We start from the raw sequence: 25,625 nt of genomic DNA, 5'->3' as shown, positions 1-25,625 counted from the left end.
TACTTTCCTTTAACCATGATTGTAGAGACGAGAGTATGTATAAGGATTTTTTTGGATTTAATGAGGCACCGTTTTCGATTGTGCCAAACTCTCGTTATCTTTTCTTAAGCCAACGTCACCAAGAAGCGATGCAGCATTTACAAGCCGGACTGGGTGATGGCGGTGGTTTTGCCATGCTTACTGGTGAAGTGGGGACGGGGAAAACAACGGTTGCTCGTGCAATGCTGGCTAATTTAGATAGCAGTACGAAAGCGGGTTTGATTTTAAATCCCACCTTCTCAAGCTCTGACTTGCTTGAAGCCATTTGTGATGAATTTTCACTAAAGTATCCAGAGCAAGCGAGCCTTAAACAACTTAGCCAAACGATCAGTCATTACTTGATTGAAAACCATGGTAAAAATATCCAAACCCTGCTGGTGATTGATGAAGCCCAACACCTAGCAGCTGAAGTGCTAGAACAACTACGTTTATTAACCAACCTTGAGACAGACCAACGTAAGCTGTTAAAAGTACTGTTGGTTGGCCAACCTGAGTTACAACAACAACTGCAAACGACTCAGCTTCGTCAACTTGCCCAGCGCATCACAGGGCGTTATCACTTGCTTCCTTTAAACGTAAGTGAGACCGGGCAATATATCGATTTTAGAATCAAAATGGCGGGTGGTTCTCGTGACATCTTCCAAGCGAGTTCAATAAAGGTTATCGCGCAAGCAACGCAGGGCATTCCAAGGTTAATTAACTTAGTGTGTGATAAATCTTTGCAATACGCCCATCATCATGGGGAGCCTAACTTGAGTGTGCAGACGGTGAAGCGAGCATGTCATGATGTCATGCAGTATCAAGTTTCTCCGCATGGCAGTGATATCAATCATTCGAAAAAGTCATCTCGCCAAGCACTCAGCACTCAGCCTGTATGGAAATATTTAAGTGCACTCTCGCTTGGGTCTGTATTAGCGGTTGCAAGCTATAACGTGGTTTTGCCATACATTGATGTCATAGGGAAAGAAGCTCAACAAGGTACAATTTCAACAGTTCAGATGACGGCTCAACAACAAAATATTGACTCAAAAGACGATGGCGATGCTGGTTTAAATGCTACGACTGCTGATGATAATGAGATTTCCATCCCCGCTGAACTTGTGAATGTCTTGCAAAAAGGCGCAAGCCAAGTAGAAGCAATACAAGAGCTGTATAAGTTATGGGGCTATCAGGCATCCGTACGAGACGGATTATGTACTGAAAACCTACAAAGCCTGTTTATCTGTGATACGAAGAAAGGGCGCTTAGTGGACTTAATCAAACAACAAACCCCAGTTGTTTTACTGTTGAGTTATAACCATGAAGAGTTGTATGCCGTGCTTTATGCCGCATCAAAGGATCAGGTTGAAATTTTGATTGGGCAGCAACGAGTACAGATGTCATCATCTATGCTTCAAAGCTTATGGAGTGGTGAATATTACGCCATTTGGAAGAGTGAATTGCGCGAAACGTTAAAAAAATCTCAACGCAGTGAGAAGGTTCGAATACTCGAACGCAAGCTTTCTATCGTACTTGGAGAGCCATCACTCGATAGTCCATATTTTGATAGCAATGTTGAACAGAAAGTGAAAACGTTCCAACGTTGGCAAAATATGTCGGTCGATGGCATTGCGGGCAAGCAGACGTTGCAACGTTTAGAGCAGTTAGCTCAACCCGATGCGCCTAAACTACGCACGATTGAACCGGAGGTGGCGTAAATGTCACAAGTCATGAGTGCATTACAGGATTCAGAACAAAGCAGACAGGCAATGTTGACTCCTTATCAAAACCTTTCTAACGGGCGAAATGAAGAGCACGGGCCTCAGCTCAAATTGTCTTATATGCTGATGCTTGGGGTACTTCCTATCGTTGCGGTGGCTAGTTATTTAGGGCTCGAAGCTTATCGTGCTAACGAGGTGCGTCTGATTAGCGAGCAGCACCCGATAGTCAATGCCGCTGCTATTCAAGCGGATACTCCAATTCGGATTCAGGCTCAAAGCCAAGCTCAAGAGCAAGGCCAAAATGCAGTCAAAACGGTGAGCGCCTCAGTAGAGGAAAAATCGGAGTTCAAATTACTGAGCTATCCAACTTATTCTCAACTTGAGCCTACCCCTCAGTTAGTTGATATTGAGAGTCTCGATGATACTTCGCTCTCTTCCGCAATAGTGCCTGTAGCCGATTCTAAGAGTGTTGAACCATCTGATGAGGCATTAACGAAGTTAGACCGACTAACAGCACCAGAGCTCACGTCCCCACCTCTTAAGGAGAATCCGGACGCGCCTCTTTCAATGGATCAAAATATGGGATTAGAGGAGCTAGACTTAAGCTCCCTATCACCAGAGTTAGCCTTGAAGTTTCAGTCGGCTTTACAGGCAACGGCAGACTCAGACTCATTCAGCGCCAATGAGAAGCTATTTAATCGTGAAACCATCGATATAGACAAGACTGGCGATCAATATCAAGGCCGCTTGCCTGCGCTGAACTTGCAGACTCATATGTACTCGAGTGACAGCCAGAGACGCTGGGTAAAAATTAATGATCATGAATATAGCGAAGGGGATTGGATCGAGAATCAAATTCAGCTATTGAAAATCAAACCTCAATCGGTGATCGTTGAATTTGAAGATCAATTACTTGAACTTCCTGCTTTGTATGAATGGCAAGGTTAAGCGCTGATATCGGTGTTTGCGTCTACACCTGAAGTGATGCATGACAAATGTTTAAGCGATCAAAAAAGGTCACTCCAGTTAGGGTGACCTTTTGTCTTTTTACTACCGCAATACGATTAAAGTATTGTTATTATGCCCAGCCGTTTGGTGCTTTTTTACGGCGAGGGATAATGTGAGGAAGTAGTAAACCAAGAAGCAAACCAATACCTGCAACACCACCACCGTAAGTGAAGTATTTCAGTAGCAAATCATCTTTCTGAGTATCAAGCTTGGCACGTAACTCTCGATTCTCTGTTTGAGAAGAGGTGAGCTTTTGGCTGATATCGCTGTAGCTCTGTTCTAAATCTGAAATCTGTTTATTACGAGTCGCAAGTGAGTCCGCAAGACCCGCTTTTTCATTGTCCGCATTTTTACGTGCGTTAGCTAAAAGTGCCTTAACATCGGTGAGCTCTTTTTCTAACTTAGGCAAACGGATCGCCATGCTTTCTTTGCGAGTGATGAACTTGCTTTCAACCCAGCCTTTGCGACCTTTAGCATCAACGATTTCGCTAAAGCCAGTCTGTTTGTTTGTTTTGATGAACTTTACTTTATCACCAGCGTCAACACTGCCGATAATGCGGAAAGTGTTATTTGGGCCAGAATGTAGGTAAGTAAAGAGCTTGTCAGCAATATAACGGTCTTGAGCAAAGGCTGCAGGGGCAGCGAGAACAGCAAACAAAACCATACAGATCAGTTTTTTCACAGTAAATCCCTTAACAATTCAAATTGGGAGGCCATTGTCTTAATTCTAGCCTTCATATTTTCTTAGCGAATAGTATGAACTTTCTTATTCTCGTGCAACAAAGAAGGGAGGCAAAGCCTCCCTTTCTGTGCGATTGAGTCAATAATGACATAGTATTTACATAGAAATACTATGTCGGACTCATTTCTAATATGGCTTAAGCGGCGAAAGCGGCTTGGATACCATAGAAGAAGATAACCGCAAGCAAAGCACCTGCTGGTAGCGTCACAATCCAAGATGCCACGATATTACGTACAACACCTAAGTTAAGTGCTGCAATACCACGAGCAAAGCCTACACCCAACACCGCACCAACAAGTGTTTGTGTGGTTGAGATTGGAAGGCCAGTACCAGATGCTAAAACAACAGTACAAGCAGTTGCAAGCTGAGCAGCAAAGCCACGGCTAGGTGTAAGCTCAGTAATACCAGTACCTACTGTTGCCATTACTTTATGGCCCATGGTTGCAAGACCGACAACAATACCAATACCGCCAAGTGGAAGGATCCACCATGCGATAGTACTTTTCGTTGTGATTTCACCCATATGTTCAACGGTTGAAACTACCGCTGAAAGTGGACCGATTGCATTCGCCACATCATTTGAACCGTGAGCAAATGCCATTGCACATGCCGTGATAACCATTAACACACTGAAGATGCCTTCAACGCCAGAGAACCCGTGGTCTTCTTCGCGGTTAGCAAATTTGTGTTTGATGTATAAGAAACCACCAACCATGACTAGAGTGGAGAAAGCCGCAGCCCAAACCCACGCTTCAGTATTGCTTAGGTGAAGACCAACGTGTTTAAGACCTTTCTTAATCGTCACTAATGCAATCACCATCGTCGTGATGAACATGTATACAGGGACGAATCGTTTAGCATTAAACAGAGGGTTTTCAGTATCAAATATCAGTCGCTGGGCGCTGACAAAGATGACATAAGCGAAGAAACCGGAAATAACAGGAGTAATAATCCAACTTCCGACAATACCTTGAACTGAATCCCAGTCAACCGCTTCAGTACCCACTGAAACACATGCAAAACCGATGATTGCACCGATAATAGAGTGAGTCGTTGAAACAGGCCAGCCCATGTATGACGCGAGTAATAGCCATGTACCTGCGGCTAAAAGCGCAGACATCATGCCATAGACGAGCACATCAGGTTGATCGGCAAATAGAGATGTTTCGATAACACCTTTACGGATTGTATCTGTAACTTCACCACCGGCAAGATAAGCGCCAGCAAATTCAAAGATCATTGCAATAATGATCGCTTGTTTAACTGTTAATGCTTTAGAGCCAACAGATGTACCCATCGCATTGGCAACATCATTCGCACCAATACCAATAGCCATCAAGAAACCGAAAGCGGCTGCAACAATAATCAGGACAGTGCCGTAATTCGCAAGGATATCCATCGCGTAATACCTAGTTGTTTGATAACAAGCGGAACAAATTTAGACGCAAAAAACCACTCAGCGCGGAAATGACCATCGCTTAAGTGAATTGGGTTAAAAAATGCTCTTCGTTATATAGTTAACTTATGATTTAAGATCGAGAAAGCATAACTTCAAGACGAGCGCCTACGCGCTGAGCTTGATCTGCAATGCCACCGACCCATTCAAGAATTTTATACAGGAACATGATGTCGATAGGATTGTGGTCTGCTTCTATTGCCATTAATTGTTGGCGAAGAACAATCTGTATCGCGTCCGTATCATCTTCAATCACATCCAGTTGATTGATCATTTCAGCTACAAGTGTGACTTCGCGGCCTTTAAATCCTGTTTCCAATAACTCATCGAGCTCATTAATTACTTTCTGAGCTTGATTCGCTGCGTCTAAGCAACGCTTGACGTAAGCAATGAAGTTTTCTTGCATCACTTCAGGAATGACAAGTTGACGGCCATATACACGACCAGAAATGTCTTTCGCGAGGTTGGCGAGTTTATCTTGCTGAGTTAATAGCTCCAACATATCGGTGCGATCAACGGGCATGAATAAACCACGAGGAAGTTTAAGACGAATTTCGCGCTTGAGTACGTCAGCTTCTTTCTCTAGGTGAGAAATCTGAGCGCGAATTTCTGCTGCTTTTTCCCAGTCACCTTTTGAACTGACTTCAAAAAAATTGACTAGGTGAGAGCAACATTCATTTACGCACACAACGTGGCGCTGCAAAGGCTTAAGAGGGGACTTTGCAAATAACCCCATAATTGTATTTACTGGCATGGTCATCCAACCTAATAAATAATAACCTTAAAAAAACATACACCATATTCAGGTGAAATGTTGAGCGATGGCTACAAAGTCGCGCATGTTAACCCAATCAATCACGCATTAAAACTGTTTTAGATCATCAATCGGTCGAAATTTCTGACTTGCCCACATTTCAAATAGGCAATATCCTATTCTTATCTTCATTGAAAGGCATCACTATGGAAACCGAGATAGAACTGAAGTTTTTTGTTTCTCCAGATTTTTCAGAGACTTTACAGCGTAAAATCTCTGATACCAAAGTACTTCAGCAAAGTTGTCGTAATTTAGGCAACACTTATTTTGATACTCCAGATAACTGGTTACGTAAGCATGATACGGGTTTGCGTATTCGACGTTTTGATGACGTTTTTGTGCAAACCGTAAAAACCGCAGGTCGCGTTGTTGCGGGTTTGCACCAGAGACCTGAGTACAATGCTGAGCATGATAGCAATACTCCGAAGCTCTCTCTTCACCCTCAAGATATCTGGCCAAAAGATAAAGATATCGACACATTACAATCTGAACTTTTCCCTCTCTTTTCAACCAACTTCACTCGTGAACAGTGGTTGGTGAGCATGCCTGATGGTAGCCAAGTGGAAGTGGCTTTTGATCAGGGGGAAGTCGTCGCAAACGAGAAGCAAGATCCCATCTGCGAAGTTGAACTAGAGCTGAAATCGGGGCAAACCGATGCGCTCTTTAGTTTAGCTCGCCTGTTTAGTGATGAAGGTGGCATGCGTTTGGGTAACTTGAGTAAAGCAGCCAAAGGCTACCGACTTGCACAAGGTTATGCAGGTGATGAAGTTAAGGCATTAACTTTGGTGAATACCGATCAAAATGACACGGTTGAATCCTGCTTTATTCAATCGTTAGAGCATGCTCTTTCACATTGGCATTATCACGAGCAGATTTACACAGAGCGTGAGTCCATAAAAGCACTGCATGAAATTAGCCATTCCATTAGCTTTATTCGCCAAACACTTACAATTTATGGTGGCATTGTTCCACGTAGGGCGAGTGCGATTATTCGTCAAGAGCTCAAGTGGCTTGAGGAAGAGCTGTCTTGGCTAAAAATGTACGATTATTTAGATGACTTGCTTGAAGATAAAGGGCATGTCTTACGAAAACTTGATGCTCGTAAATTTTTAGTCGCTGAACTGCAAGAGCAACAAGTCCAACTACCAGACAGAGAGAGCATACTGACGTTACTCAGCTCCGCTCGCTATACTGGTTTGTTGCTTGATCTTAGCCGTTGGATCTTAACTCGTGGCTGGCAGCCATTTTTAGACGATAAAGCTCGTGAACAGATGTCGGGAAATATCAAACCTTTCTCTGTACAACAGCTTGACCGCACTTGGGCTGAACTGATGGAAGCTTTTCCGCCAGAATGTACCTTAACCAGTCAAGACTATGTAGAGCAGCAATATCGTTTGATGCGTAATTTATACACAGGTGTCGGTTTTGCTAGCTTATATGATGTAGAAGAGCGCAACACCTTCCGATTGCCGTGGGCTGATTTAATCCAAGGGATTGATGACCTGCTAATGCTTAAACCATTAGAGCAGTGTATTAACTTGTTGCAAGGTGATGAGAAAGAGCAGTTAGAGCGTTGGTTGGCAAGGCAAGAAATTTCAATCTTGCATGCCATGGAGCAAACTCGCCAAATTAGTGTTGAAGTTGAGCCGTATTGGCAAGACTGATAAAAACCAAATTGCTTTTTTTTGCCATCCACAAAAATAGAAATAAGGAACTCCGGTTCCTTATTTTTTTTCGTCTGAATTCATCCGCTCTATCTTTTCAAGCCGCTGCAAAATTTGTTGCTGTTGAGCGACTATTTGCTCAAGTAGCTTCTCTTTATTCTCAGAGCGTTGATTTTGAGTATCGCTTGGAGAGGCGATAAGCGAAGTAATCAAACCTGAAATCATACCAAAAATACCCACACCACAGATGATGATCCCAGAGGCTAATAACTTTCCTTCCAGCGTAATCGGGTAGTGATCGCCATACCCAACGGTTGATATGGTAACAAAAGCCCACCACAAGGCATCGCTGGCTGTTTGAATGTTTGAGTCTGGATTTTGTCCCTCTATCGCTAGCATCATTCCAGAGCCAACGGTGAGTAGAATCACAAGCAAAAGAATAATTGAGGCGAGAGTGGTTTCTCTTTTATTCGCTAATAGCTGTTTTAGAACGGTTCTTCCGGACCGAATCACTAAAATTACGCGCAAAATATGGAATAAGCGGCCAAATCGTAAAGGTTCAATCATCGGAATGCTGGCGATAAAATCGATCCAGTGATGCTTAAGATATTGCTTCCGATCATCTGAACGGATGAGATCAATGGTGAGCTGTAAAATAAAAATACTGCAAATGATAAAATCTAAACCGATAAATATTCCCTTAGCTTTACTCTCCGGTGGCATAAACAATAAGGCTGAGATCACAAATAACGCTAAGAAAGATAAAATTAGTGACAATAAGCTCATAGGCTTAGTGTCGTCTTTGGTACTATATGTTTTCATACGAAGCTCGAAATAAATCGTAAATAGATGATTAAAAATCTTTTTAACGAAAATAAATATTCAGCACATAACATTAAACTTAGCGGAGAACTGATCATGGAAAAACCGACATTCAAGCCTTGGGAAAGGTTAATTTCAGATGTTCGCTTAGTTCCTAAAATGGTGATGCTAATGGTATTTAGCACCATTTTAATCATCACCAAACAGTTATGGGATGCATCTAGTTTCTATAATGCTCTTATTGCGGCGACCAACGACATTCAAGTTGCACAGAAACATTATGATGCCTACTTAGTTGAGGTGGTGTGGCAGACAGGGATCATGATTGCTGTTTTTGTGGCTCTGCTTATGGCGGCCGCACGAGTTATGTTACGCCAAACTGAATACTTAAGCGAATCGATTAAACTGATGGCAAGTAAAGATTTGTCGGTTCCTATCGTGATGGATTGTAAAGATGAATATGGTGATGTCGCGCGAGAATTAGAGAAAACTCGTAGGCAGCTTCATGATGTGATTAAAACTCAAATCAATGCTTCAGATGAACTGTTCACCTTAACTGAGGTGATGACAATTAGCATGTCTGAAACGAAAGAGTCGTCACAAGAAGAGTTTGCGGAAATTGATTTACTGGCAACCGCAATGAGTGAAATGACATCAACGGTACAAACCGTAGCAGACCACGCTCAAAACGCATCAGCATTAACAGAAGAGACGTCTGGTCAGGCTCAAACCGGGCGAGATTTTGTTCGAGATACCGTGGCTAAAATGAGTGAACTCTCTTCAGATATTGCCGCTTCAGCAGGAGCCGTTAATCAAGTAGAAGAACGAGTTGGTTCGATTGGTAGTGTAGTAGGAACCATTCAAGGCATTTCAGAGCAAACCAATCTATTAGCACTAAATGCTGCCATTGAAGCGGCTCGAGCGGGCGAAGCTGGGCGTGGGTTCGCGGTTGTTGCTGATGAAGTTCGTAACCTTGCACAGCGCACTCAACAAGCAACGGTTGAAATTCAAGAGATGATTTCACAACTACAAAGCAGTGCTAACTCTGCCGTTGAGTTGATGGAGAAAAGTGTTGTTGAAGCGGCGGATGGCGTTGAACTGGTTGCCAATGCGGGTTCTGAGCTTGATGGCATTGTTGAGCAGGTGAATCAGATTAACGACATGAACTTCCAAATCGCGACGGCTGCGGGCCAACAAAGTAGCGTTGCGGATGAGATGAATCAGAACTTAACGAATGTGAGAGAGCTTGTTGAAGCTTCCGTTGTGGTGGTGAGTGAATTGCTAGAGACCTCTGAAATGATGGAGAGCAATGCTCAAGATTTAGATTCGAAGATTAAGTCATTTAAAGTGTAAATGAATCGCTCGTCATTAGACGAAATCAAACGCCTATTTACCTGTCTTAACAAAACAGAGTATGTAGGCGTTTTTTATTGCGTTAAGTTTGATATAAATAGAGAACAGCTCTTGAATTGAATGAGTGCCGAGTGGATTTATACCAATGAAACTCAGCTTAAAACGGACTTTACTCGTTCGCTATATGCCGCCAAATACCATTAAATATCGCAAGGAAGATCTATGCTACTGCCTGATAGCCTTACCTCTGATTCATTATCAGCCTATTCACAATTATTAGAACAGCAAGCGGATGGATTAAGCCATTGGAGTGATGAGTCTATTGAGTCATTGAAATATGTCTTAGGCTTGAGTCAATTTGTAGCGGAAAACTTTCAACGGGATACTCAACTTTGTACTGATTTTCCTAGCATGTTGCAGTGTTCATCTCGTTCTGATTCTTATCGTCAGCGTCTCGCTGAAATGTTAGCGACATGCGATAGCGAAATGAGTGGTCATCGAATTCTGCGTCAATTCCGCAATCGTGAAATGACCTATATCGCTTGGCGAGATTTTACCTCTTCTTGGCGTTTGGAAGAGAGTTTAGCCCACCTGTCAGAACTTGCCGAAGCGATGATCTTTGAAACCTACCAATGGCAATACGATCTCTGTTGTCAGGAGTGGGGCACGCCATGCGATGAGTCTGGGGCTGCACAGCCGATGTTGATCATTGGAATGGGTAAACTCGGAGGGGGAGAACTGAACTTTTCATCAGATATCGATCTCATCTTTACCTATCCTGAAAACGGTGAAACCCAGGGAGCTAGGCGCAGTATCGCGAACGCGCAGTTCTTTACTCGCCTTGGGCAAAGGATCATTAAGGCGCTTGATCAACAAACTTTCGATGGTTTTTGTTATCGCGTCGATATGCGACTACGTCCGTTTGGAGAAAGTGGCCCATTAGTGATGAGTTACGCCGCATTGGAAGATTACTATCAAGAGCAAGGGCGAGACTGGGAACGCTATGCCATGATCAAAGCGAGAGTCATGGGGAGTGAAATGTATCCACAATACCAAGAGCTTCGCCAAATGCTCCGCCCATTTGTGTTCCGTCGTTACATTGATTTTAGTGCCATTCAATCATTGCGCCGAATGAAATCAATGATCAGCAGTGAAGTTCGACGCCGAGGATTGAGCAATAACATTAAATTAGGCGCGGGTGGCATTCGTGAAATTGAGTTTATCGCTCAGGTTTTCCAACTGGTTCGAGGTGGCCGAGAGCCGAGCTTACGAGGTCGCGGTTTACTTGAAACATTGACAGCCGTTCAAGAGTTGGGGTTATTAGAAATTCGTGAAGTAGAAGACTTACGTAGTGCATACCTTTACTTAAGGCGTTTAGAGAACTTACTGCAAGCAATGGCGGATAAGCAGACTCAAACGCTACCCGAAAACGAGCGTGACCAGTTAAAACTGGCGGTTGCTATGCAGCATGCTGGTTGGGACGAATTGATGGAGCAAACTCAGCAACATATGCAAAGTGTTCATGCGGTATTCGAGAACTTGATTGGGGGGGAAGAGGAAGAAACCCTCAGCGTCGACAAGCATTTTCATGAGCTATGGGATATGGCACATAAGCCGGATGTGATTGAACATATCTTAGTGAATGATGTTGCGGTGGCTGAACCATCTGAAATGGCATCGACTATCATTCAATTTAAAGCGGACTTAGCGAAAAAAACGCTCGGCCCGCGTGGACGAGAAGTGCTCAACCGCTTGATGCCGAAAATATTTCAAGCGATTTACCATCATAAAGATGCGCAGTTTGGCTTACCACGAGTGCTACACCTGCTGCACAAAATTGTCACTAGAACCACCTATTTAGAATTGTTGGATGAGCACCCTGCAGCACTGACTCAGTTAGTTCGCCTATGTACGGCGAGCCCTATGATTTCGGAGCAGTTAGGTCGCTATCCGATCTTATTGGATGAACTGATTGACCCACAACAGCTATATAACCCGATCCCTTTGTCTGCTTATAAGACAGAGCTGCGGGACTTTCTTGCCAGAATTCCAGAAGATGATATGGAGCAACAGCTCGAGGGGTTACGCCAATTTAAGCAGATTTGTATTTTACGGATTGCAGCGGCTGATATTGCAGAAGTGCTGCCAGTGATGAAAGTGAGTGATCATTTAACTTACTTGGCTGAAGCGATTGTAGAAGCAGGAGTGAATCAAGCGTGGTTACAAGTGGTGGCTAAGTTTGGTGAGCCGACCCATCTCAAAGATCGAGAAGGGAAGGGATTTGGTGTTGTGGGGTATGGCAAGGTCGGAGGGTGGGAGCTTGGCTATAACTCCGATCTCGATATGGTGTTTATGCATGATTGCCCTGTAAATGTGTATACCGATGGTAAAAAAGAGATTGATGGTCGTCAGTTCTACTTGCGGTTAGCGCAGCGAATCATTCATATTTTCTCAATTAGAACGGCATCGGGGATCCTCTATGAAGTGGACATGCGATTGAGACCGTCGGGCGCATCAGGGCTATTAGTGTCACCGACCGATGCTTTTGAAGAGTACCAGTTAAAAGATGCGTGGACATGGGAGCATCAAGCATTAGTACGCGCACGTATGATTTATGGCGATGATGCCCTACAAGAAGCATTTGTTAGAACTCGACACAAAGTGCTTTGTCTTGAGCGTAATGAGGATGACTTGAAAAAATCAGTCTCCGAGATGCGAGTGAAAATGCGTGATCACTTGGGTGGAAAAAAATCGGGTCGATTTATGCTTAAACAAGACCCCGGAGGGATAACGGATGTCGAGTTTTTAGCGCAATACTTGGTGCTACGCTTTAGCCATGAAAAACCTAAGCTAACACGCTGGTGCGATAATGTACGTGTGTTTGAATCTATGTTGCAGCAAGACATCATGAGCGAAGAACAGGCTCAAGCGCTAACACACGCCTACACTAGGATCCGTGACGAAGTGCATCACCGTAATTTGTTAAACCTTGATGCGGATGTCGATGAGGGTAAATTTGCAGCGGAAAGAGCACAAGTTGTCAAATTATGGGATCTGTGGCTTGGCTGATACTAGAGTTTAGAATGCTTTTTGATAGACTGCTGCGATAGAAGAGTTTTGGCAGTTTAGCCGTTACAAGTGGTGTGTTAAACTCCGTTTAGATAAGAATTTTGGAGATCCATAATGAAACCTATTCTACCTGACTACAGCCAATCTGGCGTGTTGATCATTGGTGATGTGATGCTTGACCGCTACTGGTATGGGCCTACGGGGCGAATCTCACCAGAAGCGCCAGTTCCAGTAGTAAAAGTAGAAAAGAATGAAGAGCGCCCAGGTGGAGCGGCTAACGTTGCAATGAATATTGCGTCACTTGGCGGTCATGCTCATATTATTGGTTTAACAGGTAAAGATGAGCCAGCTCAAGTGCTGACTGATACCTTAAATTCGTTGAAAGTGAAATGTGATTTCGTTGAATTAGCGGATTATCCGACAATTACCAAATTGCGTGTTATGAGCCGTGGTCAGCAGCTTATTCGTTTAGATTTTGAAGAAAAATTTGAAAATACGGATCCTGAACCTGTGCTCTTGCGCATGGAGAAAGTGCTACCAACAGTAAAAACCGTTATTTTATCGGATTATGCGAAGGGCGCTTTAGAGCACGTACAGCAATTTATTCAAAAGGCACGCGCAGCCAATGTGTCAGTTTTTATTGATCCAAAAGGGGCGGATTTTGAACGCTACCGTGGAGCAACATTGTTAACCCCTAATATGGCTGAATTTGAACTGGTTGCAGGCAAAGTCAAATCAGAAGAAGACCTGATTGAGAAAGGTTTATCATTGATCGAAGAGTTCGACTTTGAAGCATTACTTGTGACTCGTAGTGAGCACGGAATGACACTACTACGTAAAGGCCAAGAGCCGCTTCAATTGCCAACGCTTGCAAAAGAAGTGTATGACGTGACAGGGGCCGGCGATACAGTAATCTCTGTACTTGCGGCATCTGTGGCTGCGGGCAAACCACTTGATGAAGCTTGTGCATTAGCTAATGCTGCCGCTGGTGTGGTCGTGGGTAAACTGGGTACATCAACGCTATCTATTATTGAGTTAGCGGAAGCTATTCATGGTAGCCAAGATACAGACTATGGTGTGATCACTGAATCTGCACTTGTCGAAGCGGTAAAACGCGCGCGTGCAAAAGGTGAGAAGGTTGTCATGACGAATGGTTGTTTTGATATTCTTCATGCAGGACATGTTTCTTATATGAATCATGCCGCAGAGCTTGGTGATCGTTTGATCGTTGCAGTGAATACTGATGAATCAGTGAAACGCTTAAAAGGCCCAAGTCGCCCTATCAACCCAACGGATCGCCGCATGGCGGTTTTAGCAGGGTTAGGTGCCGTTGATTGGGTGGTTCCATTCTCTGAAGATACCCCGCAACGTCTTATCTCTGAAGTGCTACCGAGTATTTTAGTGAAAGGTGGCGACTACAAACCAGAAGATATTGCTGGTGGTGAAGAGGTGATTGCCGCTGGTGGCGAAGTGAAAGTACTTAACTTTGAAGACGGCTGTTCCACCACTGAAATTATCAATGCGATTCAAGGCGGAAAAGCTTAACTCCTTTAGGATCAAGCACTGTTTGAACAAAAGCCGATAGCGATGAATCGCTATCGGCTTTTTAGCAATTGTCATAGTGATTTTTTGGCAATTACTTTTTTAAATATAGGCTTTCTAACAATAAAAAAGCCGACATCATTATGTCGGCTTCATTTTTTACACTCTATTTTTAGCCCTGTACTGTTTTCAGTCCAGCGTTCACATCGATAATATCTTGTTCACTCAATGTACCAACAGCTTGACGAAGTTGAAGAACACTGATGATGTAATCATAGCGAGCATTAGCTAGGTTACGGTTCGCATCGTACAGACGACGAGTCGAATCTAGTACATCAACAATCGTACGAGTACCTACATCGAAACCGGCTTCAGTTGCTTCTAAAGCGGATTGAGCTGAGACAACAGACTGTTCGTAGGCGCGTAAAGCACCAATAGAAGCGCTGATGTTATTGTTAAAGGCACGAACATCTTTAACAACGCTGCGGTAAGTCGCTTCTAAATCTTCACTTGCTGCAACGTAATTGTATTCAGCTTGTTTCGTTTTAGAAGTAATGTTGCCACCAGTGTAAAGAGGCACAACTAAGTTCAAACCCAGATTTAGATTGTCTTGGTCATAATCTTGAGAGCTGTTTGATTGATCTGCAAGAGAGTAGCTACCATCTAATGTTAAGCTTGGTAGGTGGCCAGAACTCGCTAAAGAGATGTTGTCTTTTGCGATGTCTTGAGAAATGCGAGATGCAAGTAAGCTAAGGTTTTTCTGTTGTGCTTCTTCAATAAGAGCGATGGCAGAAGCCTGAGTTTTGCTTGCTGAGAAAGTAGCGGTGTCTAGGATACTAAGGTTAGTATGCTCGTTACCCGTGATTTCACGCAGCGCTTCATAGCTATTTACTAAGCTATTTTCTGCTAATACTTCATTCGCTAGTACCGTATCGTATTGAGCTTGAGCATCATGTACATCGGTAATCGCAGATAGACCCACTTCGAAACGTTGGTTCGTTTGCTCAAGTTGGCGAGCTACCGCTGCTTTTTCCGCACGAACAAATTCAAGTTTATCTTGTGCGCGAAGCACTTCGAAGTAGGCTTGAGCAACGCGTAAAATAAGACCTTGTTGAACGGCCGCGTAAGAAGAGTCCGCTTGTCGTGCTGTTTTTTCTGCCGTATCCAATGTGATCCATGAAGAGCGTTGATAAAGTTCTTGAGTGAAGCCGATAGCTGCCCCCCAATTATTATTATCAATACTTGAGCTACCTAGACCTGAGGTATCTCTGTCACCACGGTTAATGTCGTAGTTCGCTGTTAGGTTAATTTGTGGCAGTAATGCACTTCTGCTCGATGTAATCGCTTCAAATGCTGCATCGCGTTGAGCCGCTGAACGTAGCAATTGAGGATCATTTTGCTTTGCTTGATCGTATATTTCAGTCAGGGTATCGGCCCATGCTGTGGTACTCAGGCTACCTATTGCAGCACTGATAAAAAGAGGAAGCAGTTTTTTCATTTTTCCATTCCGCCTAAATCGAAAGAGGGTACTTATCAAGAGTTTAACTTAAATTGGTGGTAATTCACTCGAAACTTTGCACTTTTTTACACTTAATTGTCCGACTGTGCAATATAAATATTGTTTTATGTAAATATAAATGCAATTTTTATAATAAAAGTTGAGCCATGCCTTGGCAGTTGTTGTCTACAATGAGTAGACTATAAGATTCACATGCGAGGTGACTAATGCAAGAGTCTGACAATCAACCACATGATTTTACTCCCCAGGATGTAAAAATTATTTCAAAAGAGCCTCTTTTTAGCGGTTTTTTTAAAATGGTGAAATACCGTTTTACTCACCGATTGTTTGAAGGTGGGTGGAGCGAACCTGTCGAACGGGAAATGTTTGAACGAGGTCATGCTGCGGCATTATTACCTTACGATCCTGTTCGTGATGAAGTGGTCATTATTGAACAGATTCGTGTCGGGGCATTGGAACATCCTAATCCATGGCAACTTGAAATCGTTGCTGGGATCATTGATACCGATGAAAGTGCAGAGGATGTCGTTCGTCGAGAGGCAATGGAAGAGGCTGGGATTGAAGTTAATCGAGTCTCGCCAATTACCTCATTTTACCCATCATCAGGTGGCTGTTCAGAAAAATTAGACGTGTTCGTCGGTGAGGTGGATGCTTCTACCGCTCAAGGTGTGCATGGTTTAGAGTATGAAAATGAGGACATTCGGGTTCAAGTAATGAGTCGAAAACAGGCTTATCAGCTTGTTAAAAGTGGAAAAATCGAGAATGGTGCCTCAATTTTAGCGTTGCAATGGCTAGAGCTAAACCACTTAGAGTTAAAGTCACAATGGTTGAAAAGCTAGATGACACATGTAGCCATTGGTAAGCCGTACCATGTTGATCTTGCAGAACTTATGCGAGTGTATGAGACTAATTACGCAAAATTAAATGCTCTACTTCCATTTCAAGCAGAAGTGGGGGATGTTCGCTGCTATCAAGTGATTAATATGACCTACCAATTGAAGGTGCATGAGGTCACAAAATACACCACTTTAATCGACATATGTCAGAGTGATGAACAACCAGTATTTCCTTTGCCTAAAATGTCTGTCAGGCTATATCACGATGCTCGAGTAGCAGAAGTATGTGCGAGCGAACAGATATCACGCGTGAAAGCTCGTTATGATTACCCAAACAAAAAAATGATGCAGAAAGATGAAAAATCCCAGTTGAATAAATTTCTTGGTGATTGGCTCACTTTTTGTTTAAAAAATGGCATTAGCCGAACGCCAATGGCATTTGAATAACAATATTGAATTATTAAAGAGAAAGTATTTAGGTTTTCCATTTTGAAATTATCATCCAGTTCAGAATCTGCTTTAGGCAGCATTAAGCTTTTACAGATCACAGATACGCATCTGTTTGCTCCGGCAGATGGAAGTTTGCTGAGCGTGAATACTTTTGATAGCTTCCAAGCGGTAGTCCGTGACATTCAAGCAAAAGCATTTAAATTTGATGCAATTTTGGCGACAGGTGATATCTCACAAGACCACAGCCAAGAGTCTTATCAGAAGTTTGAATCCGGCATTGAGTGCTTACAGAAACCTTGTTTTTGGCTGCCAGGTAATCATGACTACAAGCCTAATATGAGTAGCGTACTACCTTCGCCTCAAATTCAGTGTGTTGAGCATGTTTTGCTAGGAGAGAGATGGCAAATGATCATGCTTGATTCACAAGTTGTCGGTGTACCACACGGACGACTGAGCGATCAACAACTTGCCCTGCTTGATGAGCAATTAACACTTCATTCCGACCGCCATACATTGGTTTTACTGCATCATCATCCAATATTGGTGGGCAGTGAATGGCTTGATCAACATACCCTGAAAGACGCTGAACAGTTTTGGAATGTGGTTGACCAACACCAAAACGTACGTGGCGTATTATGCGGGCATGTGCATCAAGATATGAACCGTGATCATCATGGCGTCCAAGTGATGGCAACCCCTTCTACCTGTGTTCAATTTAAACCAAACTCAAATGATTTTGCTTTAGATTCCCAATCCCCAGGTTGGCGTGAGTTGGAGCTTCACCTCGACGGTAGCATCGAGACGCAAGTGAACCGCTTATCTGATGGTCGATTTCTTCCAGATTTTAATTCAGATGGGTACTAAGAATGGCAGATAAACCATCGTTACTGCTTTACATTCACGGATTCAATAGTTCACCTTTATCTCATAAAGCGAATGTAATGCAGAGCTATTGTGAACAGTTTCGTCCGGATATCAAACTAGTCACTCCTCAATTACCATGTTTTCCAAAAGCAGCAAGTGAATGTTTGTTAGCCATTGTTGAGCAGTATAAAGATAGCCATCATATTGGTTTAGTAGGTAGCTCTCTTGGAGGGTATTTATCAACATGGTTAAACGATCATTATGGTTTTCGCGCGGTGCTGATTAACCCTGCTGTTAAGCCGTATGAGCTATTAGCGGACTTCTTAGGTGTTCAAATTAACCCCTATACGAACGAAACATACACACTTGAAAGTGTACATATTGACGAACTGAAAGCGCTTGAGGTAAAACCTCTCCGAAATGCTAAAGATTTTTGGTTATTGCAACAAACAGAAGATGAAGTGTTGGATTATCGACAAGCCGTAGAAAAGTACTCGGGTTCAAAACAAAATGTTGAACTTGGTGGGGATCATAGTTTCGTCGATTTTGAACGTTACCCTGAACTCATTATCTCCTTTCTTGAGCTTTAACCTCTTTCATTGAGGGAAGAGTCAAAATTTGACGCGCCACTTGATGATGTAACTTGACATCAAGTGACGGGTTCCAGACTATATTCCACCAATACTTTCGTGATTTTGATGAATCGACTTTAGTTTGTCTATTCTTGAGCTGAGCCATATTGCTCATCGCCATATCACGTTAAAGTACCCCAAATTATTTGAGTAAATTCCGTATTATGACAGAACAATATAATGCTGGAGCCATTGAGGTTCTTAATGGTTTAGAGCCAGTACGTCGCCGACCAGGGATGTATACGGATACAGCGCGCCCGAACCACTTGGGCCAAGAAGTTATCGATAACAGTGTCGATGAAGCGCTTGCCGGACATGCCTCAAAAGTACAAGTTATCCTACACGCCGATCAATCTCTTGAAGTGATTGATGATGGCCGTGGTATGCCTGTTGATATCCACCCAGAAGAGAAAGTTTCTGGCGTAGAGCTGATCTTCTGCAAACTGCATGCAGGTGGTAAGTTCTCCAACAAAAATTACCAATTCTCAGGTGGTTTGCATGGGGTAGGCATCTCGGTAGTGAATGCACTATCGAAGCGAGTGGAAGTCAACGTTCGCCGTGATGGTCAAGTGTATGAAATGGCATTTGAGCATGGTAATAAGGTTGAAGAGCTGACGGTAACAGGCACTTGTGGTCGTCGTAATAAAGGCACCAGTGTTCATTTCTGGCCCGATACGAGCTACTTTGATTCCCCGAATTTCTCTGTAACGCGATTAGTGAATAACTTGCGCGCTAAAGCAGTATTGTGCCCAGGATTAGAGATAACGTTCAGCGATAAAGTGAACGGAAAAGAGCACAAATGGTATTATGAAGATGGTCTAAAAGATTACCTAGCGGAAGGCGTAAAGGGGTACACCGTACTTCCTGAAGAACCGTTTACTGGCGAGTTTTCAGCTGAAACAGAAGCGGCGAATTGGGCGTTAATCTGGCAGCCTGAAGGTGGTGAGATGATCACCGAAAGCTACGTGAACCTGATCCCGACAGCGCAAGGTGGTACTCACGTTAACGGGTTACGCCAAGGTTTGCTTGATGCGATGCGTGAGTTTTGTGAATTCCGCAACCTGCTTCCTCGCGGTGTAAAACTCACTGGCGACGATGTCTTCGACCGTTGTTCTTATGTTCTGTCAATTAAGATGCAAGACCCTCAGTTTGCTGGCCAAACTAAAGAGCGCTTGTCATCACGTCAATGCGCGGCATTTGTCTCTGGCGTAGTAAAAGACTCATTTAGCTTATGGTTAAACGAAAAGCCGCAATTGGCCGAGCTATTAGCTGAAACTTGTATTGCCAATGCTCACCGTCGTATGCGTGCCAGCAAAAAAGTGGTTCGTAAGAAGATTGCTTCAGGCCCCGCATTACCAGGTAAATTAACCGACTGTTCAGTTCAAGATTTAAGTCGCACCGAAATCTTCTTCGTGGAAGGGGACTCGGCGGGCGGTTCTGCTAAACAAGCTCGTGATCGTGAATTTCAAGCTGTGATGCCACTGCGCGGTAAAATTTTGAATACGTGGGAAGTCTCGGCAGACCAAGTATTAGCGTCTCAAGAAGTGCACGATATTTCTGTCGCTCTAGGTATTGACCCTGATAACGACAACTTAGACAGTTTGCGTTACGGTAAAATTTGTATTCTTGCCGATGCGGACTCGGATGGACTGCACATCGCCACACTACTATGTGCGCTGTTTGTTCGTCACTTTAAAGCGTTAGTTCGAGAAGGACACGTTTATGTTGCGATGCCTCCTTTGTTTAGGATCGATTGCGGCAAGGAAGTATTTTATGCCTTGGACGAATCTGAAAAAGATGGCGTACTTGAGCGTTTGAGTAAGAAAAAAGCCAAAATCAACGTACAACGATTCAAAGGTCTGGGTGAGATGAACCCATTACAACTGCGTGAAACGACAATGGATCCAAACACTCGTCGTCTTGTTCAGTTAACCATTGATGACGATGATGCGACCAATGAAATGATGGATATGCTGCTAGGTAAGAAACGTGCGGATGATCGCCGTACATGGTTGCAAAGTAACGGCGATATGGCTGAGGTATAATTGATGTCTACTGAAATAACGTTTGATGGCGTTGAACAAATGCCAATGCGCAAGTTCACCGAAGATGCCTATCTAAATTACTCGATGTACGTAATTATGGACCGTGCATTGCCTTATATTGGCGATGGCTTAAAACCGGTTCAACGACGTATCATCTATGCAATGTCGGAGCTTGGGCTTTCGGCAGCATCTAAATATAAGAAATCTGCACGTACCGTTGGTGACGTTCTGGGTAAGTACCATCCGCATGGTGACTCTGCTTGTTATGAAGCGATGGTGTTGATGGCTCAACCCTTCTCTTACCGCTACCCTCTGGTGGATGGTCAAGGTAACTGGGGTGCACCGGATGACCCGAAATCATTCGCGGCAATGCGTTATACCGAAGCTAAATTATCTAAATTCGCCGAAGTATTGCTTGGTGAATTAGGCCAAGGCACGGTGGAATGGCAACCTAACTTTGATGGCACAATGAAAGAGCCTCAAATGTTACCTGCTCGTCTGCCGCACATTTTGCTTAATGGCATTACTGGTATTGCGGTTGGTATGGCGACCGATATTCCGCCGCACAATGTACGTGAAGTTGCTGATGCTGCGATTCATCTTTTGGATAATCCGAAAGCTGAGTTAAGTGATGTGATGGGCTTTGTTCAAGGGCCTGATTACCCGACAGAAGCGGAAATCATTTCACCAAAAAGCGATATCGAAAAAATATATCGTACAGGCCGTGGCAGCATCAAAATGCGTGCGGTTTGGCATAAAGAAGGCAATGACATTGTCGTTAGTGCTTTGCCACATCAAGTTTCGGGCGCAAAATTACTTGAGCAGATTGCTGCTCAGATGCGTGCGAAAAAGCTACCGATGGTGGATGATCTACGTGATGAGTCGGATCATGAGAATCCAACGCGTATCTTGATTGTTCCGAAATCCAATCGAATTGATTGTGATCTTCTGATGAATCACCTATTCGCATCAACGGATTTAGAGAAGAGCTTCCGTGTTAACTTGAATATGATTGGCCTAGATAGCCGACCTCAAGTGAAAGGGTTAGTCAAAATTCTATCGGAATGGATTGAATTCCGCCGCTCTACCGTTCGACGTCGTTTGCAATACCGTTTAGATAAAGTATTAGCACGGTTACACATATTAGAAGGTTTACTGGCTGCTTATCTCAATATTGATGAAGTGATTGAAATCATCCGTACTGAAGATGAACCAAAACCAGTATTGATGAGCCGCTTTAATATTTCAGATATCCAGGCCGATGCAATTCTGGATATTAAACTGCGTAACTTAGCGAAACTTGAAGAGTTTAAGATTCGAGCAGAGCAAGATGAACTGGCCGCAGAGCGTGATAAGTTAGAGAAGTTACTAGGTTCTGAGCGTCGTTTAAATACGCTGATTAAAAAAGAGATCCAAGCGGACGCCGATAAATATGGCGACGATCGTCGTTCTCCTATTGTCGAGCGTGCGGAAGCGAAAGCGTTAACAGAGCGTGATTTGGTTCCAAGTGAAGCGATTACGGTCGTGCTTTCTGATAAAGGTTGGATTCGTCATGCGAAAGGTCATGACGTCGATGCTGAAGGCTTGAATTATAAATCAGGTGATAAATACCTTGCTTGTGCACGAGGCAAGAGTAACCAACCTGCCGTATTCTTAGGCAGTGATGGTCGTAGCTATTCCCTTGAATCTCACTCATTACCTTCGGCTCGTAGCCAAGGTGAGCCAATTACTGGGCGTTTGAATGTGAGCGCGGGTACATCAATACGCCAAGTTATCATGGGTGAAGATAGCCAGTTGTGGCTTGTCGGCTCTGATGCGGGTTATGGATTTGTGTGTAAAGGCAGTGATTTACTGTCGAAAAACCGTAGTGGTAAAGCTCTGGTTAATCTGCCTCAAGCTTCTGAAGTGATGTTACCAAGTACAATTGGCGATCTAGAGTCTGATGAGATTCTGGCGATCACCAATCAAGGTCGAATGCTATTGTTTCCAATAAAAGATTTACCTCAATTAAGTAAAGGTAAAGGGAATAAGATCATTAATATTCCAGCGGCAAAAGCGAAAGAGCGTGAAGAGTTTGTTTCACACTTAATGGCTCTGCCTCAAGGTGTGACGATTACCTTGTACGCAGGTAAACGCAAGTTAGGTTTGAAGCCTGCCGATCTAGATAACTTCCGTGGTGAGCGAGGACGTCGTGGGGGCTTATTACCACGAGGCTTACAGCGTGTTACTCGAATCGAAGTTGAGCTGCCAAACGGCACAGAAAAGAAGGATGTTGAAGAGTAAGCGACGCCTGATATAGCGCTTACCTGCAACAGATAATAAAAATCCCAGCTAAGGCTGGGATTTTTATATTTACCGAATATTCAGTGAAAAAGGTGGCGGTCGTTTTAACGCCTAGTATCTTCCGATATGGTCACTTTCAGGGTGATTTCCTCACCTTTTCTTAATACCAATACATCTACAGTCGTTCCTGGTCTAAGATCGGTCACGATATCCATGACACTCTGACGGCCGTTAATTTTGTGATTATCGATGCTCAATATGATGTCTTGCTTTTCAAACCCAGCATCTGCCGCTGGGCCATTTGGGTCCATGCCTAGAACCACAATACCACCGACATTATCATTACCAAGAAGGCGAGAGGTCACTGCGGTAATATCTTGTCCATCAATACCAATGTAGCCACGAATCACTCGTCCATCTGCAATGATTTTTTCCATGATTTTATTGGCTAACTTGAAGGGAATGGCAAATGAAATACCATATGTTTCTAACTCTGTTGCCTGCTGGAATGAGGCGGTATTAATCCCGACGAGTTCGCCTTGCGTGTTGACTAATGCGCCACCAGAATTACCTTCATTGATGGCTGCATCCGTTTGAATAAATGCTTGTCGTCCGTCAGCACTGATCGATGAGCGGCCAGTAGCCGAAATAATACCAAAAGTCGTCGTTTGACCTAAGTTATATGGGTTACCAATGGCGAGAACAATATCACCGACTTTGGCATTGTAGTTTGGATTTTGTGGAATGACGGGAAGATTGGTGCCTTCCACTCGTAAAATAGCAATGTCAGTTCGTCTGTCTTTACCGACTAATTGGGCAGCAGCGACTCGTCCGTCTTGCAGTGCGACAATGATTTGATCCGCTTTTGCGACTACATGATAGTTGGTAATAATGTAGCCTTTTTCACTGACTATTACTCCAGAACCTAAGCCCTGAGTTGATAATTTACTGCGGTCATTCTCCACATACTGGCGGCTGTATATATTGACAACGGCAGGGCTTGCCTTGCGAACCGCTTGGTTGAAAGAGACTTGCAAAGTACTGATGTCCGTTGCTGGCAGAACAATATCTTTAGGCACAATGTTTGAGCGTAATGATGGCACTGCAGCTAAAATAATGGCCGCAGCAATTAGGCCAAGAGCTATTGAACGTAAGAAAAAATTCAGCATAGACTTCTCAAGAGGTTGAATGCTTTACATTTGAAAGCGGCAAAATATCACAATTTAAAACATAAAATGGATATATATGTTTGAGAAGCATAGCACTTTAGCTAATCCCAAGAAACCTCAAGATAGTGAGCATGTAGGAAAGGTTTTGGATGTGCAAATAGAAAACGGAAGTGACATTTAAATCACTTCCGTTTGGCTATTTATTACAAAAGTTGAGATCTATTTGAGGACTTAAATTATCTAACGACTAAGTAGATAGTTCGGTCCCCTCGCTGAATGTTTAAAGCTAACACACTCGGTTTCTGTTCCAAAATAGCTCTTAGTTGGGCTATGTTTTTAACTCGTTGGCGGTTAACACCAATGATGATGTCATCTTTTTGCAATTGGTAACCTGCTGCTGGTGACCCCTCTACTACTTGAGAGACAAGTACGCCGGATATTGCGCTGCCTTCATTGGTATTGGTTAGCTCTGCGCCTTTGAGGCCTTGATGCAATGTTTCAGCCTGAGTTTTGTTATTCGCGGCTTCACCTAGAGTGACATCAAAGCTACGTTGCTCTCCGTCTCGAATAATACCGAGTGAAATAGTTTTTCCTGCGCCAAGGGTGGCTACTTTTGCTCGCAATTCGCTGAAAGTATCTATTTTTTTGTCGTTTACCGATACGATAATATCACCAGCAACGAGTCCAGCCTTATCTGCAGCACTATCAGGTAGCACTTGGCTGACAAAAGCACCTTTGCTCGATTCATAACCGAGAGCTTGTGCAAGCTCAGATGTGATTTCTCCCCCTTGAACACCCAGCATGCCACGTTTCACCTCGCCAAACTCTAGGATTTGGTCTGTGAGGTTTTTCATCATATTAGAAGGGATGGCAAATCCAATCCCAATATTGCCACCATTCGGGCCTAAGATGGCGGTGTTAATGCCGATGAGTTCACCATTAAGGTTAATTAACGCGCCTCCCGAGTTTCCGCTATTGATCGCCGCATCGGTCTGAATGAAGTTTTCGAAATTTTCTAGATTCAAGCCGCTACGACCCAACGCGGACACAATTCCGGATGTGACCGTTTGACCTAAGCCAAATGGGTTACCAATCGCGACAGTAAAGTCACCGACTCGAAGTTTGTCTGAGTCAGAGATTTTTATCTGAGTAAGGTTTTTTGCGCTCTCTAATTTGAGTAACGCAACGTCGGACATTTCATCGCCACCAATCAGTTCTGCATCGTATTCGCGGCCATCAAACAGCTTAACTCGAATTTTCTCAGCACCGTTGATGACGTGATAGTTGGTGACAATATGGCCTTGTTTCGCGTCAATAATGACACCAGAGCCTAACCCTCGAAAAGGGCGCTCTTTTAACTGCTCTGTTGGGAATTCAGGGCCGAAAAAGAATTTGAATTGTTCAGGAATACGCTGGCGTGAGACTTGTTTACCCTCCACAGCAATACTAACAACCGCAGGGGTAACAGATTCCAGCATAGGAGCAAGGCTAGGGGTTTGCACACCATCTACGACTAGAGGTAGGGCTGCGGTAACGGGCAAAGCCGTGATGATTGAACTGAGACTTAACGTCAGTGTTGATAATACAAGCAAAGGTTTTTTCATCATATAACTCCTCT

The 25,625-nt window shown here is 43.6% G+C and carries 19 protein-coding genes; 12 read left to right on the top strand and 7 right to left on the bottom strand.

Going from position 1 to position 25,625, the window contains the following annotated elements; genetic code table 11:
- Positions 1–35 precede the first annotated feature (35 nt).
- The gene (locus FCV43_RS04920) at positions 36–1,736 is read left to right on the top strand and encodes an AAA family ATPase (protein ID WP_136994181.1); all 1,701 of its coding nucleotides are present in this window, start codon (positions 36–38) and stop codon (positions 1,734–1,736) included.
- Positions 1,737–2,687: a general secretion pathway protein GspB gene (locus FCV43_RS04915; protein ID WP_136994180.1), complete on the top strand. Its 951-nt coding sequence runs from the start codon at positions 1,737–1,739 to the stop codon at positions 2,685–2,687.
- A 130-nt stretch (positions 2,688–2,817) separates the two neighbouring features.
- On the opposite strand, the gene FCV43_RS04910 is transcribed toward FCV43_RS04915, so the two are convergent.
- From FCV43_RS04910 to FCV43_RS04900, 3 genes are all read right to left on the bottom strand, one after another.
- The gene (locus FCV43_RS04910) at positions 2,818–3,429 is read right to left on the bottom strand and encodes a TIGR04211 family SH3 domain-containing protein (protein WP_017051111.1); all 612 of its coding nucleotides are present in this window, start codon (positions 3,427–3,429) and stop codon (positions 2,818–2,820) included.
- Positions 3,430–3,625: 196 nt separating this feature from the next.
- The gene (locus tag FCV43_RS04905) at positions 3,626–4,888 is read right to left on the bottom strand and encodes an inorganic phosphate transporter (protein WP_017051110.1); all 1,263 of its coding nucleotides are present in this window, start codon (positions 4,886–4,888) and stop codon (positions 3,626–3,628) included.
- A 130-nt stretch (positions 4,889–5,018) separates the two neighbouring features.
- The gene (locus FCV43_RS04900; protein WP_017051109.1) at positions 5,019–5,699 is read right to left on the bottom strand and encodes a TIGR00153 family protein; all 681 of its coding nucleotides are present in this window, start codon (positions 5,697–5,699) and stop codon (positions 5,019–5,021) included.
- Between the two features lie 206 nt (positions 5,700–5,905).
- Here FCV43_RS04900 and FCV43_RS04895 point away from each other — a divergent pair, with 206 nt between their 5' ends.
- Positions 5,906–7,423: an inorganic triphosphatase gene (locus tag FCV43_RS04895; protein WP_136994179.1), complete on the top strand. Its 1,518-nt coding sequence runs from the start codon at positions 5,906–5,908 to the stop codon at positions 7,421–7,423.
- A 60-nt stretch (positions 7,424–7,483) separates the two neighbouring features.
- Here FCV43_RS04895 and FCV43_RS04890 read toward each other — a convergent pair whose 3' ends face one another.
- Positions 7,484–8,245 (bottom strand): potassium channel family protein, encoded by a 762-nt coding sequence (locus FCV43_RS04890; RefSeq protein ID WP_136994178.1) that lies wholly within the window; start codon positions 8,243–8,245, stop codon positions 7,484–7,486.
- 96 nt (positions 8,246–8,341) lie between these two features.
- Between FCV43_RS04890 and FCV43_RS04885 the strand changes: the two genes are divergently transcribed.
- The 3 genes from FCV43_RS04885 to hldE all read left to right on the top strand — a co-directional run bounded on the left by FCV43_RS04885 (position 8,342) and on the right by hldE (position 14,212).
- Positions 8,342–9,598, top strand: a complete 1,257-nt coding sequence (locus FCV43_RS04885) for a methyl-accepting chemotaxis protein (RefSeq protein ID WP_136994177.1) — start codon at positions 8,342–8,344, stop codon at positions 9,596–9,598.
- Positions 9,599–9,820: 222 nt separating this feature from the next.
- Entirely contained in the window at positions 9,821–12,667 is a 2,847-nt protein-coding gene (glnE, locus tag FCV43_RS04880; protein WP_136994176.1) for a bifunctional [glutamate--ammonia ligase]-adenylyl-L-tyrosine phosphorylase/[glutamate--ammonia-ligase] adenylyltransferase, read from the top strand.
- 114 nt (positions 12,668–12,781) lie between these two features.
- On the top strand, positions 12,782–14,212 hold the full coding sequence (gene hldE, locus FCV43_RS04875; RefSeq protein ID WP_017051104.1) for a bifunctional D-glycero-beta-D-manno-heptose-7-phosphate kinase/D-glycero-beta-D-manno-heptose 1-phosphate adenylyltransferase HldE: 1,431 nt from the start codon (positions 12,782–12,784) through the stop codon (positions 14,210–14,212).
- A gap of 169 nt (positions 14,213–14,381) precedes the next feature.
- Here the strand turns inward: hldE and tolC are convergent, their stop codons facing one another.
- Positions 14,382–15,707, bottom strand: a complete 1,326-nt coding sequence (gene tolC, locus FCV43_RS04870) for an outer membrane channel protein TolC (protein WP_136994175.1) — start codon at positions 15,705–15,707, stop codon at positions 14,382–14,384.
- A gap of 227 nt (positions 15,708–15,934) precedes the next feature.
- Here tolC and nudF point away from each other — a divergent pair, with 227 nt between their 5' ends.
- The 6 genes from nudF (at position 15,935) to parC (ending at position 22,838) form a co-directional block, all read left to right on the top strand.
- Positions 15,935–16,567, top strand: coding sequence for an ADP-ribose diphosphatase (gene nudF, locus FCV43_RS04865; protein ID WP_136994174.1), 633 nt, complete (start codon positions 15,935–15,937; stop codon positions 16,565–16,567).
- Entirely contained in the window at positions 16,568–17,011 is a 444-nt protein-coding gene (locus FCV43_RS04860; RefSeq protein ID WP_113799476.1) for a DUF1249 family protein, read from the top strand.
- A gap of 42 nt (positions 17,012–17,053) precedes the next feature.
- The gene (gene cpdA, locus FCV43_RS04855; RefSeq protein ID WP_017051100.1) at positions 17,054–17,878 is read left to right on the top strand and encodes a 3',5'-cyclic-AMP phosphodiesterase; all 825 of its coding nucleotides are present in this window, start codon (positions 17,054–17,056) and stop codon (positions 17,876–17,878) included.
- A gap of 2 nt (positions 17,879–17,880) precedes the next feature.
- Positions 17,881–18,468: an esterase YqiA gene (yqiA, locus tag FCV43_RS04850; protein ID WP_136994173.1), complete on the top strand. Its 588-nt coding sequence runs from the start codon at positions 17,881–17,883 to the stop codon at positions 18,466–18,468.
- Between the two features lie 206 nt (positions 18,469–18,674).
- The gene (gene parE / locus FCV43_RS04845) at positions 18,675–20,555 is read left to right on the top strand and encodes a DNA topoisomerase IV subunit B (RefSeq protein ID WP_136994172.1); all 1,881 of its coding nucleotides are present in this window, start codon (positions 18,675–18,677) and stop codon (positions 20,553–20,555) included.
- A 3-nt stretch (positions 20,556–20,558) separates the two neighbouring features.
- Positions 20,559–22,838 (top strand): DNA topoisomerase IV subunit A, encoded by a 2,280-nt coding sequence (parC, locus tag FCV43_RS04840; protein ID WP_136994171.1) that lies wholly within the window; start codon positions 20,559–20,561, stop codon positions 22,836–22,838.
- A gap of 104 nt (positions 22,839–22,942) precedes the next feature.
- Here the strand turns inward: parC and degS are convergent, their stop codons facing one another.
- Together degS and FCV43_RS04830 are read right to left on the bottom strand one after the other, a co-directional pair.
- Positions 22,943–24,007: an outer membrane-stress sensor serine endopeptidase DegS gene (gene degS / locus FCV43_RS04835; RefSeq protein WP_017051096.1), complete on the bottom strand. Its 1,065-nt coding sequence runs from the start codon at positions 24,005–24,007 to the stop codon at positions 22,943–22,945.
- A gap of 236 nt (positions 24,008–24,243) precedes the next feature.
- Positions 24,244–25,611 carry a DegQ family serine endoprotease gene (locus FCV43_RS04830; protein WP_113799639.1) on the bottom strand — a complete coding sequence of 456 codons (1,368 nt, stop codon included), beginning with the start codon at positions 25,609–25,611 and terminating at the stop codon, positions 24,244–24,246.
- Positions 25,612–25,625: the final 14 nt, after the last annotated feature.

The organism is Vibrio genomosp. F6 (genome assembly GCF_005146325.1).
Classification (GTDB): Bacteria; Pseudomonadota; Gammaproteobacteria; order Enterobacterales; family Vibrionaceae; genus Vibrio; species Vibrio cortegadensis.
This window is presented reverse-complemented; position numbering and strand designations above follow the sequence as displayed.